Raw genomic sequence first — 16591 nt, 5'->3', positions numbered from 1 at the left:
CCCGCTTCATTTCATTTCGCCAGCAGGCAAAAAACAACTGGGGGAGACGTTGGGCAGGTGGTTAGTTCCCTGTCCCTCTCACCCAAGGCGAAAGGAACCAAGAGATGCAGACCAAAACCAAAGACACCCAGGAAACTGTCACCGTCCCAGCCATTGTTGGACGGGACGTTTACGGCGAAGGGTATGACTGGATGGCGAGCCTGACGGGCACTAGCTGGAATGAACTTTCAGCATGGGGACGGGACGGATGGGATCTAGGATCCTGGCCATACATTATCTTCGCCGTCGCGCAGACCGAAGACGAGCAAGGAAAGCTATTCGGGTACTGCACTTATGTCGAAGGGGACGTGGCCGCGCGTTGGTATCGCACGCGTGACGCGCGAAGTCTGGCGATCAGTAAAGAAGCGTACTGGTATTGGGCGAGTGGCCAAGCTGATGGGCCGGAAGCTCTGGAAGGTTTGGACCCGCAGGAGTTCCGGCCCATTGATGGACTGTGCGAACCGTTTAACCCCAGCTGGGCTAAATAAGGTTCAAGGTGCCCTTCGTGCTTCCTAGAAGAAGCACGAAGGGCACTTTCGCGCGTGGCGCCGTACTGTTGCCGCGCTAGGCGATCCTGCTTTTGGATCATTCGCAAAACGAGACGGACAATCCAGAGAGCACCTAGCTAAGAGACTGCTGAAGAAATCAGCTGTTCGTCACTGGCGACAGATCCACGGGTAAAAATTGCACACGATGTCCCGTTTACTTTTCTTCCTGTGGCTTCGGGGCTACCGGCGGAATATACGCTTTGAGCTCTGCGCTGCTCAACCCGAGACGTTCGCCGATCGATTTCTTCGATTCACCCGTTGCCAACATCAGGCCCACCACCTCCATAGCTTCACGCGCAGTGGTGGCTTTCTTCTGCTCAGCTGTCGCGCGAAGTTCCGCAATCTTTTGCTCGGTCTCTTCGTCAATCTTGGCTAGCTGATCCTCGTGGACGAAGAACCCCGCAGCTAACTCGATCAGCTCCTCATTGCGGCGAGTAATCTCCTCCGCTTTCGCCCGTGCTTTCTCCCGGGCGGCCAACGCTGCAGAAGACTTTCGTGGCTTACTCATCAAATAATTCCTTCACCATCAACAACACAATCATTTTTTGGCGAGGGGACACCCCTCGCGCACCCCGGCCCAAAGCGATAACGGACTTCACTCACGCTCAGGCTCTGTGCTGCGTGGAGTTTTCCACCTATGGACGGCTTTGAGATCACAGGGCATCTCCACCCGCCCACACGTGGAAAACTCCACGCACGGTTTTACACAAGAGACTTAACCGGGCACAGCTGCGACCCTATCAAACCCACCTTGGCCACACCTGCACACAGCCAAGATCGCATGTGCAAAACCGCACCAAAAGAAAATTTTTGATGGTCAGATCAATCTTCCTTCCCGTGTGCCCCTCATCCTCGTCCCTCAGCTGAACACGTCCAGTCGACTTTGCGAAACGGTCAACGACCTCCGGCCAGGATTTTTTCCCGATTCTCAAAGAATAGATCTGTCACACCTCTTGCATCCTCGATAACTTTGGTCAGAATTGCTAGAATCGTCTGTGTGATGACCCTGCATAAGCTCAGCGCAGGCGACGGCTATCAGTACTACACCCGCGAAGTCGCTTCAGCCGATGAGCTGCGCACAGCAGACCGGACACTGGGGGATTACTACACCGTCACCGGTCACCCACCAGGAATCTGGGGAGGCCGCGGAGCAAAGAACCTCGGGGTCTCTGGCACGGTGACCGAAGAGCAGATGGAACTGCTCTATGGTCTGGGACAGCACCCCCTAGCAGGCCAGATCGACCCAGAGACAGGCACGAAGATCGAGGCGAAACTCGGTCAGCGCTACAAGCGTTTCGACCAGTACGATGCGGCACTGACGAAGAAGATCACCACAGCCATGGGTGACTTCACACGCTTGAAGCACCGCGAACCGAGTGCTGACGAACGCCGCATCATCCGCGCCAAAGCCGGCGGACAGCACTTCTACGAGCTGCATGGTCGCAAGCCTAAGGACAAGGAAGAGCTCTCCCAGTTCATCTCCCGCCAGACCCATAAAGGGTCCAACGCGGTGGCGGGTTATGACATGGTGTTCTCCCCATCCAAGAGCATCTCCTACCTCTGGGGTGTCAGCGACCGCAAAGTGCAAGTCGCCATTGAAAAGGCGCATCATGCGGCGATTGAAGACGCGATGAAGTACCTGGAAAACAACGCCACGTTTACTCGGCGAGGCAAGAACGGCGTCAGATCCGAGGACGTCGACGGTGGTCTGATCTACACCTCCTTCCGGCACTATGACTCACGTGACGGCGACCCGCAGCTGCACGATCACATCGTCGTCTCCAACAAAGTACTCGGCATGGACGGCAAATGGAGCGCCCTAGACGGGACCGTGCTTCATAAGTACGCGGTGTCGGTGTCGGAGCATTACAACGCCAAAGTCATGCAGTACGTCTGCAAAGAACTGGGAGCATCCCCAGTCGCTCGCACAGTCGAAGGCAAGCGTCCGATCATCGAAATCGGCGGGGTGCCGATGGCCGCGATCGAAGCTGCCTCCTCACGCCGGAGCAACATCAAAGAGAACCTTGCACAGTTGGTTGCTGGCTTTGAGGAGCGCCACGGACGTGCCCCGAACTCGAAGCAGCTGATTAAACTCTCCCAGCAAGCGACACTGGAAACCCGTGCGGCAAAGAAGAAAGGCCGTTCCCTTTCCGAGCTCACCGGGCACTGGCAGACCAAGTTCAGCGCTGTTCCTGGAGCGCTGACAGGTGATGATTTGTTCGCTGCGGTGCGTGCCTATTCGAAGGCCCAGAACCCGGACTACGAGCCCATAAACGTGCTGCCAGCGGAGACGATTGAAACGCTGGCGCAGTCGACCATCACCCGTCTGGAACAGAACCGTTCCACTTGGACACCGGCGCATGTGGAAGCCGAAGTGCGCCGACAACTCACCAACGAGTACCAAGCACAGCCCGTCGCAGACAGTGTGATCGTTCAGATCCGGACCGCTGCCCTGGACTCGTTGAGTCTGCAAGTCACCCCGGATCTGCCCGTCCCGGCCGCCATACCCGGAGCAATGACTGCCGTGCACCGGTACCAGAAACCCCACGCAGCCCTCTACACTTCCGAGACCATTCTGGAAGCTGAACATACCGCCGTGCAGGCCGCCCGGACCGAGGTGATCCCTGCGGTGACGCAGGGGGAATTCACCCGCGTCCTGGAGAACTTCGAAGGCCGGCTAAACGCCCAGCAGATAGCGCTGGCTCAGCAATTCTCCTGCAGCCCCAAGCTTCTGGTCGCCGGGATCGGGCCGGCCGGCACCGGCAAAACCACCTCCATGCGCCTGGCCGTCACGGCAATGCAGCACAGTGGCCATCATGTCGTCGCTGTGGCTCCGTCAGCGAAAGCAGCCTCCCTGCTAGGTAATGAAGTCGGCGCGGAAGCAATGACTGTCGACCGTCTCCTACGTGCCCCGGACAAGCTGAACCCCGGTGACATTGTTCTGGTTGACGAGGCCGGGATGCTTGGCACCCCGCAGTTCGTGACCCTCATCCTGCAAGCGAAAAAGCGCGGCGCACTGGTGCGGGCCATCGGCGATGACAAGCAGCTTTCCGCCGTCGGAGCCGGCGGACTATTGCGTCTGCTGAACGCGGAAGAGCAGCTGGTGAACTTGGAGGAGATCCACCGTTTCCGCAACATCGATGGCACCGCGAACCTTGAAGAAGCCGCCGCCTCGTTGGCGCTGCGTGAAGCCCCAGCTGTGGGTAAAGATGACCCGTGGGCGTACTACCGCGCCGAACGGAAGATCCAAGCCGGCACGGTGGACCACATGGCTGACCAGGTTTTTGCTGCGTGGCAGAAAGACACCAACGAGGGGACCAAATCCCTCATGCTGGCCGGAACCAATGCGCAGGTTCAGAGCCTGAACCAGAAGGCGCAGGCCTACCGGCTGCACAACGGCCAACTCGACGAAACCCAATCACTGACCGGCCGAAACAACACACAGATCTATGCTGGCGATGTCATCCTGACCAAAAATAATGACCGCCGGATCAGTGTTCACCAGGGCAAAGACTTCGTGAAAAACAACGATGCCTGGGTAGTTGAAGGCTTTCAAGACGGCCACCTGCTGGCACGCCACCAGCAACACCAAGGACTTGCGGTGATTCCTGCCGCTTACGCGGAAAAGCACGTGATCCTCGGTTACGCCGACACCGTCCACACCGCCCAAGGTGCCACAGTTGACACGGCCCACGCACTGCTCACCAACCAGAGCGATCGTGCCGGCGCGTACGTTGCGACCAGCCGCGGCAAATACAGCAACCAGATCTATGTGGGACTGGCAGAGAACGAACGCCCCGATGAAGTGCTGAAGGATATTGCCGGACGTACCGACCTGAACATCACCGCGCACGAATCGATCACCCGCGAACACGACAAGGCACGCGACCTCAACGGGCTTGGTGAAATCTACCGCGACTTGGCAGACCAGGCACAGGCCGCACGCTTTGAGCAGATCTTCCGCACCGTCGTCGGGGAAAACACTGCCAGCACGTTTATTGCCGATCCGGCCTGGGGTGCTGTCAACCGCCATCTGCAGACCGCGGAATCCCAAGGAATCAAGCTGGAAACGCTGTTGGCTGACGCCTACCACCAGCGCGAATTCGCTAATGCTGACCAGCCAGCAGCCGTGCTGGCATGGCGCATGGAACCGCTGATCGAAAACCGGACCGAAACACTCGCCGAAGCGCATCGTCCGCTGCGCGAGGTGAGTACCGGGCATCTGGAAGAACTCGAACGCCGAGCTACTACGCAAGCAGACATTCTGGCTGTTCCGTACCGGGAGACTGCCACTCAGCAGGCGACTAAGGAAGGACTGAGCCCTTACACGCGCCGGTTGTATGGCCACCTCACCGATGACGCACTGGCCGCCCGGGTCAAAACCACCGGTGACGATTTGCTGCGCCAAGTTCCCTCTGACCCAGAAAACAACGAAAAACTTTTGTCTTGGTCGCTGGACAGGTTGCGCGAAGAACAGCAACGACGGGAAAATATGCCAGAGTTGCTGCGCCAAGCAGAGATCCTGGACCGTAGCCATGAGCTGCACAGCACAGCTTCCGGAACGATTGTCGAACGCATCAGCCGTGAGCTGGAACTGCGCGAGCTCGAACAGCCAAACCTTCAACCACCACATGTTCGCAACGAGCTGGGTGAGTGGTACGCACCATCGTCCGAGCTGCATGATCCGCGCACCCCTCACGCGTGGAAGCAGCAGCTCACCGGATACCGTCACGTGCTCGAGACCGAGCAGCAGCGGGTCGGCGCGCAGCTGGCGCAGAACCCACCGGTCTGGCTGGAAGCACTTGGTCCAGTGCCAGGACGCGGTGACCGGGCCGAAGAATGGCGCAGGGTCGCAGCCGAAGTCGCAGCCTACCGACGTACCTACAATATTGCTGACTCAGAACCAGAACTGTTGCCGAAGACTCATGTGAAGAAGAGTGAAGTGGCGCAGGATCTGCGAAACCGTGCGGCCGAGCTGCACAAGCACTCGGAGCTGACCACTCGCTCGCCGATGACAGACGAGGCAACTGCAGAGATGGCAACGCAGAAGAATGATGAAGCAGCCACTACGCTCAGCCCTACGAGCGCTGAAGCGAAACTTGCTGAGCTACGCCGGCTCAGCCAAGGCAACACGCAGCCCGCGACAGATCAGGAGAGCACCGTGCCGGCAGATGCAGAACATGAAATGAGCGGTCAGAAGCCAACTCAAGCAGCGGAGTCGCTGCTTGAAAAATTGCGTAGGAACCGTACTGAACTGCAAGACGAGCAGAAGAACAAGGTGCACGATGACGAACTACGCCGCAAAGGGCCCAGCGGCTCTTCCCTGCGTTAGAACTTCAGAGTTTTTGGAGCTTAGCATTCGGGCCGTTCTTCTTAGCTTTGGAGGGGACGGCGACAAATCGAGAAAAAGACCAGTTGTATTTTTGTAATACACGCAGTACGCTGTGTATTACGCGCTTCATGGTTTTGAAAGGATCTTCGTGGCGACAATTACAGTACGTATAGATGATTCCGTGAGGGATGCGCTACAAGCTAAAGCGGCCGAAGGGCGTCAGACTCTTAGTGATTTTGTGCGTGATCGGCTTCAAGATTCGGTGTTTACTTATCGCGAAGGAAACGAGAGTAACAGAGATGTCGGGCCAGATACGTTGTCCGCACTCGACCGACATAAGCTTGCCCTTCTGCATAGAATTCTTGGACGCGTGTTGCCCGAAGATGCTGGGGACGTCGACGGAGACAAGAAATATCAGCTTGAGCGGGCAGAAGTTCTTGAGCAAGGCTTTACTAAAGAGTATTCCACTGAGTTCTACGGCATTCGAGATGAGCTAAGCGCGCATCATTGCGACTTCGTTATGGACGTGCTCGATATGTTCAGAATCGCTTTGTACAGCATTGCTGAGCTGCAACAAAACGGCGTTGTGATCGAGGAATCAATCCAGAGGGCTTTGAAGTTTAATGGTTTTGACCACAATGACCAGTTCGAAAGTCAGATGTCAGATTACGCCAACTTCCTTGTCAGCGCTGGCAAGTGGAGAGAGCAAGAAGACTTCATACTAGGTCCCGAAAAAGGGAACTCGCATTATCAAGCAATGCCGGTTTATTCGCGGATGCTCACTGAATATCGAGAAGTGAAGCAGCATCGAACCAGGAAATCTGGTTTGAAGAGCTATCTTCTAGACGAAAATGAGCTAAAGCAGATTGCGGGAGCAGCTGTGCATCCTTCAAACCGCTAGGCTGGCACCGCGTGGGCGAAACCAAGCAGGGATGAGCGTCGGTTAAAAGGCAGATGCTCGGATTAAAGGTTCACACTCACGCACAACGGGTGAGGGAATGGCCTTTAAGCCAAGCATCCAGTAACTCGCAAGACGAGCTTTCACTAACTAAACTATAACACCTATGACAGATAGCATCTACAACCTGAGGAGCCTCCTGAATGGCGAAGCGCAGTGGAGGACACCCACCCTGGATCTCTAAAGGACGTTTCCAGAAATACATGGATGCTGCGAATGGGGACGCAAAGCTTGCTCTCGAACTTTATTCCTGGAACGCAGATCTGGGAGCTGCGCTCTTCAAAGACTTTTCTCACTTTGAGATTGCATTGCGAAATTCCTGCGACAAAGCGTTGTTTCGTAGGGGGCAGAGCCTTAACCCAAAAGCGGACTGGTTAAAGTCGAAGGATGCTTCGCTCTTGGTTCTACCTAATTCCCCCGGAACACAGAAAACGGTAAGAAAGCTGTCTGAAAGCCTAGAAGACGCGCGAGAATATTCAGGATTCTTTAAAGATTCGTCGCTACCACGTGGGAAAATCCTTGCGGAGCTTTCATTTGGATTCTGGAAGTACCTTTTCACCCACGAAATGCGCCAAACTCTGTGGGAAGAGTGTCTTGAAATTGAATTCAGATATGTAGACCGAACGAAAACCGTAGATCCGACAAAGTTGCATGCAGATCTTGAAAAGCTTGCAAAACTGAGAAACCGGATTGCGCATCATGAGTCAATTTTCGATAAGTCACCACAGGCAGATCACGATGCACTGCTACGAGTCATTGAGCTTCTCGGTGCAGAAGCGAATACTTTTGTGCGTTCCCACTCAACGGTTCGAGCAATTATTGCTTCACGCCCCACGCGATAATCCTTTTTCAGGGCAATCCGAAGAACAAAAATTCTCGGATTACTCCACAAGGTTAGTCATTTCTGGAAACTTCATTGTGCTTGCGACAAGTAGTTCTCCGTCAGCCATGCAGTGAATTCATTCTTGGACGGTTCAGGGACCGGGTCCACCCGGTCTGGGGCACGGTGCTCGCGCCTGCATCCAGCCATACCTCCCTTGTCACCAGGCGCATTGACGATATCCAGCACATCTGGCAGATAGCGAAGGCTCCAATACACTAAATCACTATTAGGACTCGTTGCCCCGTAGTTGGCGGCCTTCCATGCGACGTAGAACCCCATCAGGTGAGCTACGACGTTAGGATGCCGGAACCAACACGAAGGAATCATGTTCACGCTCAACCCCGCCCCGTAGGTTGCGTTGAACCACGGCAGCCATTCATTGATTTCACCCAGTAGCTCAGTATTTTCTTCGGGGTCACCTTGATGAAGATTCCACGGGGAGGGTGTCTGCTCCTTACTCTTCTGTAGCAACGTTTCCAGCTGGCCAGCGAGCTCTACAAGGACTGCTTCTTGTTCCTGGAGTCCTTGCTCGACTTTGTTCTGGCGTTCCAGCAGTGGCTCAACGATGGGAACGATCAGTTCGATGAGCTCATCGCGGTTATTCTGCTCGCTCACGTTCCGCCTCCTTTCCTCCGACATGGTCGGCGTCCAGAAAGACCTTGCCGCAGGTGCGCAGTGTCTGGTCTTTCATGTCTTTCAAGTCCTGATGGTCTTTGCGCTGCCACACCATTTCGGTGTGCACCACGTGCGGCGGCAGGTTCCGATACACGGCGGTGGCTTGCCCGAAGCGCAGGTGCTTGAGTTCTTCGGCGCGGACGATTGCTTTCTCCTCCGTGCTGGTAGTAGTTGACCCGCCGGTTTTGCTGGAGGAATGGCTGATGCGTGCTTTGTCGCGTACGCCCATGTCGCTGGCGTAGGTTTTCAAATCTTCGCTGTTGATGCCGGGGAAAATCAGCTTCAGGCTGGCGTTGGATTCGATGGCTTTAGCTTCTTCTCTGCCCCAACGTGCTTCGTTCTGGATGAAGGACTGGCTGATGCCGATCACTTGGATGCCGCGGCCACCGGTATCGGTGATGAGCTCGGCCATGTTGCTGAATGCTGCCACGTTAGGTGCTTCGTCAAGCACCATGCGGAATACCGGCCAGAGCCGGCCGGAGGCAAAGGTACTGGATTTGCGCCGTGCGGCCCGGTAGACCTGATCGGCGAACATCGTGCTCAGCGTGCCGAGCGGGGACTTTTCGCCGTCCACCACGATATGCAACGTGTTGGGTCCTTCGAGGAAATCGTTGATGTCGAAGGCTTCCTCGCGGCGGAACCGGAACTGGGACAGCACCTTCTCGGTGACCAATGGTTCAGCCAGAGAGAGCAGAGTGGATTTGATGGAGTCTTCGGTTTCCCCGGCCCTCGATTCGGTACGCTCACGCAGAGGCTGGATGAAGGCCCTGGATTTGTGGTGGTCTTCCAGGATCGTAATGGGGTCAGGGTTGTGGGAGTCGAAGATCCACAGCAGCAGGTCATCCATGGTGCGGTCCTCCAATGCGGCGGCGTGCAGCAGCCGGCCGAGGACGGAGCCTGCTTTGGCGCTGAACCAGGACCCGTTTTTGGTGCCTTCCATCGGTGCTGCATTCGCCCAGGCCTTGCCGCGTTCCAGTGCTTCGTCTTCGTCCTCGCACCCGTAGATCGGCGTCCATTTCACCTTGTGGGGCCAGCCGGTGATGTCCTCCCAATCGCAGACAAATACTTCGCCTTGCGTTTGGCGTGCGGTGGCAGTCCAGGCGACCACGTCGGGTTTGGTCGACGTTGCCAGGACCGGGCCGGGGGCGTTCAGCACCATGGGCACCACGATGCTGGAGGTTTTGCCGCCGCGGGCCGGGGCATAGACCCAGAGGCTGTCTTCGAGCTGGATATACAGGGCCACTTTTTTGGATGCGTTGGTGTAGACAGCCAGTGCGATGAACGCTTCCGCGGTTTTCCTGGTGACCGACGGCCCATAGATCTGGCGTGCCTTATGCCAGGCGGCGGTGAAGCCCATCATCGAGGTGATCGCCGCACCCTGGGGATTGAACGTGGCGGTGTTCTTGCGCGGGGTCACCCATAGTTCGGTGATCAGTACGTATCCGGCGATGAGCAGGACAATGATGCCGCCGAGGATGAACCAGGACGCGGCAGGCCAGGAAAGATCCCCGTCGAGGCCCGCTTCGAGCAGATCCAACGGATTCCAGGAAACTTTGGAATCCGTGGGGGTGATTTTCTCGCCCCAGTTCAACGCGGACAGCACGATCCCGGCAAGCACCGCAATGATCAGAAACGTGATGAAGTTACTGTCACGCTGTGGGGAGGCCATGATCCTGCTCCTTTTCACTCGTGGTCCTAGCAACCAGGGCTTTGTCGGTGTCGGTGAGGATTGTTTCCACGTCGCTGCGCAGATGCTTCACCTCGAACGGGGCTTCGTTGCCGATTTTCATCAGGCAGGTGCCGGTGGCCAGGTTCAGGATCGTGGGGTAGCTGGAGGCCGGAAGGTCGAACATGTCCACTGCTGCCCGGGCGTCCGGTGCTTTCTTCTGCTGGTAGACCAGCACGGTGTCGCATTCTTTGATGATCGCTTCCGCGTCGGTGCCGGAGGGGATGTCTGAGACGTGGTGGAAGAAGAACCAATTAGACAAGCCGATGGCGCGGGAGACTTTCTGGTTGCGGCGGATCACTTTGGCGACCGAGGTATGGACCAGGTGCCAGGCTTCCTCGACGACGAAGTGGGTCTGGCGGCGGTTCTTGGCTTTGAACAGGCGGTTGGTCATCCACGTGTTGATCACCGTCATGACAATTGCCAGGGCTGGCCCGTTTTCTGGTAGTTGGGAGACGTCGAAGACGGTGAGTCCGTCTTTGAGTTTCACATCCGGTGTGGTTTCGTTGTCGATCATTCCCGCCAGGTCTTCTTCGACGAAGCGTTCGAGTTCGAAGGCGACGTCGTACCCCCATTCACGCAAAGTAGTTTTGTCGATTTCCAGGTGAGTGGAGTCTTCTTCGGCGGGGTCGATCATCCGGTGGATGACCAGACGGATGGTGGGAGTGGCGCCCTGGGCGGCGGCGTCTTTCAGTGCGCGGCGGTGTGCTGTGCGCAGGGCTTTGCCTTCGCGGGGGCTGATGGGCCGGCCGAGGACTTCTTCGGCGACTGCGCGCAGCAGCATGGACTGGCTTGGCGGGGTTTCGCCGGTGGTGCTGTCTTCTTCGGTTTCCGCGGAGATGGACGGGTCAAAAATGTTGATGCAGGATCCGCCGCCGCCGATCTTGAACGTGACAGGTTCCCCGCCCTGGTACCGGCAGAGTTCGGCGTATTCGCCTTCTTCCGGGTTGGAGTCGCTGGGTTTCTTGTCGATGACGATGACGTTGCGTCCGATGATCATGGGGCGCAGGCATCCCCAGGTTTTCCCGGCGGAGCTTTTGGCGGAGCCGATGTCGCCGATGACGACGACGTTGGCGTTGTTCACGGTGTGGGGGTAGGCGAAGATCGGGTCGTGCATGACGCCCCACCCTGATGCCAGATCAATGCCGAACAGCAGGCCTTTGTAGGAGGTGGGTGACCAGGGCACGGCGAGGTTGCTGACTTCGGCCTGCCGGGTGGTGGAGATCGCGCCTTCCGGGGCTGGATCATAGAGTCCGTAGCGTGAGCCTTTGCGTGTTTGGCGTCCGGCATCCCAGGTGATGTCCGGACGCTGCTCTGCCCGTGGCGCCGGGACATCGGTGGTATGCCGAGCTTCGTCCGTATTTGGAAAAGGAATATGCCATCGAGGCGGAGTATATCGATCCGGTGAGGATCCCGTTCGACAAGATCCTTTCTGGGCCCGTGATGCAGGGGAGTGAGCACAATCCACAGGTTGTAACGGCTGATTTCAAGACCGATGCCGGGACTTGGTATGTGGAGCTGCATCAGAATGAACTCGGTGGGAAGTGGCTCGTCGGTGGCATCCACGAACTGATCAAGCAGTAGAGATGAAGAGGCAGTGACCGCTTAGAAAAATAACCGGTCACTGCCTCTTCATCTCTAGCCAACGAATATGGCTGCGTGGAAACCCCTGCCGGAATTCGGCATAAACACGGACCAATTCCATACTGAGGTCAACAACCCAACAAAAGTTCCGAACACTGGGGCCAAAAAATCTAGACCAATATGGATAAGCCAGCTGGTTTTTTAAACATGCACCGCACTAGGGTTCCTGTATCTGTTCGTATGTCCTTTCGTGGCTATCCGAGGCCGAGCTGCACGAAGATGAACCACACGAGCATAGGGACAATTGCGATCATTACGATGGCCCAGAGGAGGAGAGCGCGGAAGAAGAGTCGTTCGTCCTTTGGCGGGGCACTAGCCATGAGGAGCGCGCCGCTGGTGGACATCGGACTTACATCCACTACCGAAGAGCTGATGGCAATGGCGGTGATCACTCCGATTGGGCTGAGCAGCGGGTCCAAGGAAATAGGTGTAACAATGGGACTGATTACTCCAAGCGTTCCGGTGGTCGAGGCGAAAGCAGAGACTATAGCGACAACATAGCTCGTAATCAGTGCTGCAATTGATCCGTTACCGAGGCTAGCGATACCGGCCTCGAGTTCTTTCAACGCACCCATCTCTTCGAGCATTCCGACATAAGTGACGATGCCTGTTACGAGGATAATCGCGTTCCAAGGCAGTCCCTCAATAGCAGGCTTTTGAACTCCGGGCTTGATGCAGATCAGTGCGATAGCGATGATCAGGGACGCAACGCCAACATCCAAACTGAAAACCGTGGTTAGAATCAGTAGGGTTCCCACCCCGGCTAGCGTAAGGATCCTCATAGGAGTCGCGTCCACTTTCACCGGTGCCCCGAGCGAAACATCGATATCGGGTTGCGTGCGTGGGTCGGCTACAGCGACACCGGTTTGTGTTCCGGTTGTCGTTCGGTACTGACCTGCGTCATGACCCACGGAGTCATCGGCCAGAGTGGTCCTAAGAGCAGTCCCGCTGCTGGTTGATTCTGAGCGGGGGAGGGACCGGCCATCACGCCTGTTCATAATGGCCTGGATAGCGACGTAGGCGATGAAGGCGAGGATAGCGTTGAATATGAAGCAGTAGAGGAAGAGCTTCAGGGAATCTCCGGAGGCATCCGCGTTATCGAGCATCACATTGGCTAGAACCCCAAAGGGGTTGACCGGAGAGAACGCACCAGCGTTGGCTCCTTGGACGATGACTAAACCCATTGCGAGCGTACTGATCCTGAACCTAGACCCCAGTGCCAACGCCACAGGTGCCACAATAGCGATCGCCGCAGGCGTGAATGCTCCTGCTGAAGCCAAGCCGGCGGTCAGAAGAAACATTAGTACCGGCACTAGGAAGCGCCGGTCTCCGGCGAGTCGCTCGGCCCAGTACGCGAGTAGGTCGATCGTGCCGGTGACGCGCACGATTCCAAACAGCAGCGTAGCTCCAAGAAGGATGAAAAACAGGCCGCTGGGGAATTGTGCGATGACGTCTTTGATGGGCATCCCAACAACGAGACCTCCGACGACGAATGCTGCTACTAATGCTACAAGGCCTGCGTTGATGCGCGTAAATGAGCCGAGAGCAAACGCCCCAATCAGAACGAAGAATGCGATCAGAGACAAAGACATGGTGACTCTCCCCTAAGCACGCCGAGAAGCAGCAGGTGCGTAGGCTCCGGAGAGCAGACCCCCAGCTCCGGCAATTGAAGGTTCATGTCCGAGCGCTTTCAGGATCTCGTACGCAGTTGCCGTTGCGGCCGTAATGACGGGTACTCCCAGCAGATCCTCTGCTTTCTGGACCGCAGGTAGTGATGGCATCTGCACACATGCCGAAAGAATCACGGCATCAATACCCTCACGATTGAGGCCTTGAGCAATCATCGGAAGTTTCTGTGGATCCAATGCACCGACGGCTAGATTGTCATCAACTTCTAAGCTGATCGCATCGACTACCTCTATGCCGGCACCTTCGATGTACTCACGCACCATTTGGGTAAGGGGCAGCATGTAGGGCGCAACCATCGAAACCTTTCGTGCCCCGATTGATTGCAGAGTACGCACCAGTGCGCCGGCACTGCTTGAAACCGCAGCAGGATGACCGTTCTCCTCAGCCGCGGACGCAATGATCTTTTCTGATTTTTCATGGGAATTGGGGCCCTGCGCCATCACCGCCACGAGACAGGCGTAAGCAATGACATCGACGGCGGCGTCAGAAACCGCACGAGCACATTCCCCCGCTTTATCCACCATGGCCAACAGTTCCTCGCGGTTGACGTTCTTCAGTGCAGCACGCGCGGAGTGGAAGGTGTAATGATGACCGGTGGCCTCTGACTGGCGGCGGAACAATTCCGGAAGTTCCGTTTCCATAGTGGTGTTTGAGCTGGGGACAATGAGTCCAATTCTGGACGTTTTGGCATCCTTCTGTTCAGGGAAAGTTTCGCAAGTAACGGTTGACATGTTCACGGGTTCTCCATTGAAAGCGCAGAATCAAAAGTGAGGAAATCCCACTCTGTAAGTTGTAAACTCAGTATGCGGGTTATTTGTCGAGTGTGTCAACTACGTCACACTACGGACACGAGTGATCTGGAATAAGCAACACCGCAGATGCATAGCGAGGTAAAGTCAGGGCTTATGGAAGCAAAGAAAGCGTCTGCAGCCGCGCCGATTCTCGTACTGCAGAAAGCGGTCCAAATTCTTAACTGTTTCACTGTGGAGGATCCTGAACCGACATTGCAGCAACTGATCAAGAAAACACGACTGCCGTCCAGTACATGCCAACGACTGGTTCAGAACATGGTCCGAGAAGGATTTCTAGACAGGGAAGACGACCGTTACCGCATCGGAATCGGTTTGGTTCGTTGGGCTACTCCAGGCACAGTCGGGCTTGATGTCGTTCGTCTCATCAAACCGATCCTTCAGCGACTGAGGGATGAGACCGGTGAGAGCGCCTGTCTCTACACCAGAGACGGAGCTTTTCGAACGGTTGTGGCTGTTGCTGAGACACGACATGTCGTAATGCGCCCATTCATGGTTGGGCAAGTGATGCCAATTCATGCTGGTGCACCTGGGAAGATCTTTTTGGCATACGATCCTGAAGCCTGGGATGCGCTGAGGGACTTGCCATTGACAAAGTTTGCTCCCTCAACTCCGGACAAGCTAGAAATCCTTGAGCGGCAAGTGGAAACTGCTCGCGAACAGGGCTTTTATGCTGCCTTTGGCGAACGCCATGAAGATGTTGGCTCTATAAGCGCCCCCGTATTCGGTCATAGGGGGGCCCTCACTGGTGTTCTAGGTTTGGGGTTCCCAACGCAGCGGGTCGGCCCCAACGACGTTGAACGACTCGGCCCCATCATCGCCCGCTATGCGGTTGAGGCTAGCAACGCATTGGGGTACTCGAATCCAGATATATAGATGTCTGGCCCACAATACAGCGACGGTCAACACAGGTCGATAGCATTGGCCGCGAACCTTGGGATACTGGCTGTGCGGAAAAAACAGATCGGGGCTGTCGATTGATGATTGACTGGACAGATGACTTCGCACTTCTACCGCCCAGCAGAGGGCCACCGGCTTCCGCACGATCCGTTCAATGCAATTGTCGGGCCGCGTCCGATCGGTTGGATTGGGACACTTTCCCCTGCTGGAGTTCGCAATCTCGCCCCGTACAGCTTCTTCAATGCCTTCTCCTACAAGCCACCACTCATTGGCTTCTCAAGTACGACCCGCAAGCACACCGCGCTCAACGCCGAGCTGAGCGGTGAGTTCACCTGGAACCTGGTCACGCGCCCCCTTGCAGAACAAATGAACGCAACGTCAACGACGGCCGACCTCGATGAATTCGTCGCATCCGGCTTGGAAGCCGCCGATTCCGTTGATATCAGTGCACCGCGCGTCGCCGCCTCACCAGTAAGTTTCGAGTGCCGGGTCAGTGACATGATCCCGCTGCGCGGTGCAGACGGGCACGCTTCCACCGGTGTACTCACGATCGGGGAAGTCATCGCGGTGCACATCGATGAAGCCATGATTCCCGAGGGTATTTATCAGACAGCTCTCGCCCAACCTGTCCTGCGTGCAGGTGGGCCAAGTGCCTACTTCGAGATCCTTGCCGAGGGCCGTTTTGATCTCGTGAGGCCACGCTAGAACTTCAGCAACATATAGAGAGCAGACCAGACAGCTTCTGTGGCTTTCTTGGGTCCGTCAATCGAAGCCGAGCGTCGCGTCCGCACGGGAACCTTCACCGGGTCATTGATCGATGAGAGGGCGAGCGTGGACGTCATACGCAAGCCGATAGCTACCGCCCTGTCGGTATTGGCCCTGTCTATGCGGACACGTCCGCCTCTACAGGTATAGCCAATGTTCTAACAGCAGCGCTGCATATGCCCGTTGTTCTTGAGGCACGGATCAGTCGTGGGAAAGTTAGTGTTCTAAAGATGTGCCCTCTCAGAAGCAGCCTGGGTTTCCTCAGCGCTTCAGCTGGCGTCGATGCCCCAATCCTCTGGCCGGAGCTTGTCGAATAGAGGGGCCTCTCGTGCCCCACAATAGCGGCATGGTGAAAATTTTGATACGACCCGAACTCACAAGATGAGGTTGAATGCCCGCGCTGCAACGGCCGCGGTGTATTCGGACTCATGGACAGCATGTGTACGTTCTGCCGCGGCAATCAAGTTGTCGCCACAGAATTCGCCGAGGAGTACGACCGAACTCACAAGATGAGTTCTAGGACCACCACTAGATGAATAAGTCCTAATCGGTTCCGAGGACAAAAGACCCCAGTTCATATGAACTGGGGTCTTTTAATCGCTGGCGGAGAGTGTTAAGCCTCG

14 protein-coding genes are annotated in these 16591 nt (G+C 56.4%); 7 read left to right on the top strand and 7 right to left on the bottom strand.

Annotation, left to right across the window (positions count from 1 at the left end; genetic code table 11):
* Positions 1 to 104 precede the first annotated feature (104 nt).
* Positions 105 to 527, top strand: coding sequence for a hypothetical protein (locus ACX5K5_RS17225; protein ID WP_459175530.1), 423 nt, complete (start codon positions 105 to 107; stop codon positions 525 to 527).
* Between the two features lie 214 nt (positions 528 to 741).
* Here ACX5K5_RS17225 and ACX5K5_RS17220 read toward each other — a convergent pair whose 3' ends face one another.
* Positions 742 to 1095: a hypothetical protein gene (locus tag ACX5K5_RS17220; protein ID WP_459175529.1), complete on the bottom strand. Its 354-nt coding sequence runs from the start codon at positions 1093 to 1095 to the stop codon at positions 742 to 744.
* 492 nt (positions 1096 to 1587) lie between these two features.
* On the opposite strand from ACX5K5_RS17220, the gene mobF reads away from it, so the two are divergent.
* The 3 genes from mobF to ACX5K5_RS17205 all read left to right on the top strand — a co-directional run bounded on the left by mobF (position 1588) and on the right by ACX5K5_RS17205 (position 7719).
* On the top strand, positions 1588 to 5919 hold the full coding sequence (gene mobF, locus ACX5K5_RS17215; protein WP_459175579.1) for a MobF family relaxase: 4332 nt from the start codon (positions 1588 to 1590) through the stop codon (positions 5917 to 5919).
* A gap of 148 nt (positions 5920 to 6067) precedes the next feature.
* Positions 6068 to 6820, top strand: coding sequence for a YfbU family protein (locus tag ACX5K5_RS17210; RefSeq protein ID WP_459175576.1), 753 nt, complete (start codon positions 6068 to 6070; stop codon positions 6818 to 6820).
* Between the two features lie 200 nt (positions 6821 to 7020).
* A complete protein-coding gene (locus ACX5K5_RS17205; protein WP_443452158.1) occupies positions 7021 to 7719 on the top strand; it encodes an Abi family protein in 699 nt (232 codons plus the stop codon).
* Positions 7720 to 7790: 71 nt separating this feature from the next.
* Here the strand turns inward: ACX5K5_RS17205 and ACX5K5_RS17200 are convergent, their stop codons facing one another.
* From ACX5K5_RS17200 to ACX5K5_RS17190, 3 genes are read right to left on the bottom strand one after another with little or no spacing between them, the layout of a single operon-like run.
* Positions 7791 to 8375: a DUF4913 domain-containing protein gene (locus ACX5K5_RS17200; protein WP_459175575.1), complete on the bottom strand. Its 585-nt coding sequence runs from the start codon at positions 8373 to 8375 to the stop codon at positions 7791 to 7793.
* Positions 8359 to 10104 (bottom strand): type IV secretory system conjugative DNA transfer family protein, encoded by a 1746-nt coding sequence (locus tag ACX5K5_RS17195; protein ID WP_459175574.1) that lies wholly within the window; start codon positions 10102 to 10104, stop codon positions 8359 to 8361. Before ACX5K5_RS17195 ends, ACX5K5_RS17200 begins: the two co-directional genes overlap by 17 nt.
* The gene (locus ACX5K5_RS17190) at positions 10085 to 11347 is read right to left on the bottom strand and encodes a putative type IV secretion/conjugal transfer ATPase (protein WP_459175573.1); all 1263 of its coding nucleotides are present in this window, start codon (positions 11345 to 11347) and stop codon (positions 10085 to 10087) included. Before ACX5K5_RS17190 ends, ACX5K5_RS17195 begins: the two co-directional genes overlap by 20 nt.
* Before the next feature lie 176 nt (positions 11348 to 11523).
* Between ACX5K5_RS17190 and ACX5K5_RS17185 the strand changes: the two genes are divergently transcribed.
* On the top strand, positions 11524 to 11745 hold the full coding sequence (locus ACX5K5_RS17185; RefSeq protein ID WP_459175572.1) for a hypothetical protein: 222 nt from the start codon (positions 11524 to 11526) through the stop codon (positions 11743 to 11745).
* A 254-nt stretch (positions 11746 to 11999) separates the two neighbouring features.
* Here ACX5K5_RS17185 and ACX5K5_RS17180 read toward each other — a convergent pair whose 3' ends face one another.
* Complete coding sequence (locus ACX5K5_RS17180) at positions 12000 to 13397, bottom strand: SLC13 family permease (protein WP_459175571.1); 1398 nt, start codon at positions 13395 to 13397, stop codon at positions 12000 to 12002.
* A 12-nt stretch (positions 13398 to 13409) separates the two neighbouring features.
* Positions 13410 to 14225 carry a maleate cis-trans isomerase family protein gene (locus tag ACX5K5_RS17175; RefSeq protein WP_459175570.1) on the bottom strand — a complete coding sequence of 272 codons (816 nt, stop codon included), beginning with the start codon at positions 14223 to 14225 and terminating at the stop codon, positions 13410 to 13412.
* Positions 14226 to 14399: 174 nt separating this feature from the next.
* Between ACX5K5_RS17175 and ACX5K5_RS17170 the strand changes: the two genes are divergently transcribed.
* Positions 14400 to 15179 (top strand): IclR family transcriptional regulator, encoded by a 780-nt coding sequence (locus tag ACX5K5_RS17170; RefSeq protein ID WP_459175569.1) that lies wholly within the window; start codon positions 14400 to 14402, stop codon positions 15177 to 15179.
* A 120-nt stretch (positions 15180 to 15299) separates the two neighbouring features.
* Positions 15300 to 15908 carry a flavin reductase family protein gene (locus ACX5K5_RS17165; protein WP_459175568.1) on the top strand — a complete coding sequence of 203 codons (609 nt, stop codon included), beginning with the start codon at positions 15300 to 15302 and terminating at the stop codon, positions 15906 to 15908.
* A gap of 434 nt (positions 15909 to 16342) precedes the next feature.
* On the opposite strand, the gene ACX5K5_RS17160 is transcribed toward ACX5K5_RS17165, so the two are convergent.
* Positions 16343 to 16474 carry a hypothetical protein gene (locus ACX5K5_RS17160; protein WP_459175567.1) on the bottom strand — a complete coding sequence of 44 codons (132 nt, stop codon included), beginning with the start codon at positions 16472 to 16474 and terminating at the stop codon, positions 16343 to 16345.
* Between the last annotated feature and the right edge of the window lie 117 nt (positions 16475 to 16591).

The organism is Glutamicibacter bergerei (assembly GCF_054495185.1).
This window is presented reverse-complemented; position numbering and strand designations above follow the sequence as displayed.

Bases quoted from the DNA above. Each gene is read 5' to 3' on its own strand.
- ACX5K5_RS17225 (WP_459175530.1), top strand. From the start codon at position 105: ATGCAGACCAAAACCAAAGACACCCAGGAAACTGTCACCGTCCCAGCC.
- ACX5K5_RS17220 (WP_459175529.1), bottom strand. From the start codon at position 1,095: ATGAGTAAGCCACGAAAGTCTTCTGCAGCGTTGGCCGCCCGGGAGAAA.
- mobF (WP_459175579.1), top strand. From the start codon at position 1,588: ATGACCCTGCATAAGCTCAGCGCAGGCGACGGCTATCAGTACTACACC.
- ACX5K5_RS17205 (WP_443452158.1), top strand. From the start codon at position 7,021: ATGGCGAAGCGCAGTGGAGGACACCCACCCTGGATCTCTAAAGGACGT.
- ACX5K5_RS17195 (WP_459175574.1), bottom strand. From the start codon at position 10,104: ATGGCCTCCCCACAGCGTGACAGTAACTTCATCACGTTTCTGATCATT.
- ACX5K5_RS17180 (WP_459175571.1), bottom strand. From the start codon at position 13,397: ATGTCTTTGTCTCTGATCGCATTCTTCGTTCTGATTGGGGCGTTTGCT.
- ACX5K5_RS17175 (WP_459175570.1), bottom strand. From the start codon at position 14,225: ATGTCAACCGTTACTTGCGAAACTTTCCCTGAACAGAAGGATGCCAAA.
- ACX5K5_RS17170 (WP_459175569.1), top strand. From the start codon at position 14,400: ATGGAAGCAAAGAAAGCGTCTGCAGCCGCGCCGATTCTCGTACTGCAG.
- ACX5K5_RS17165 (WP_459175568.1), top strand. From the start codon at position 15,300: ATGACTTCGCACTTCTACCGCCCAGCAGAGGGCCACCGGCTTCCGCAC.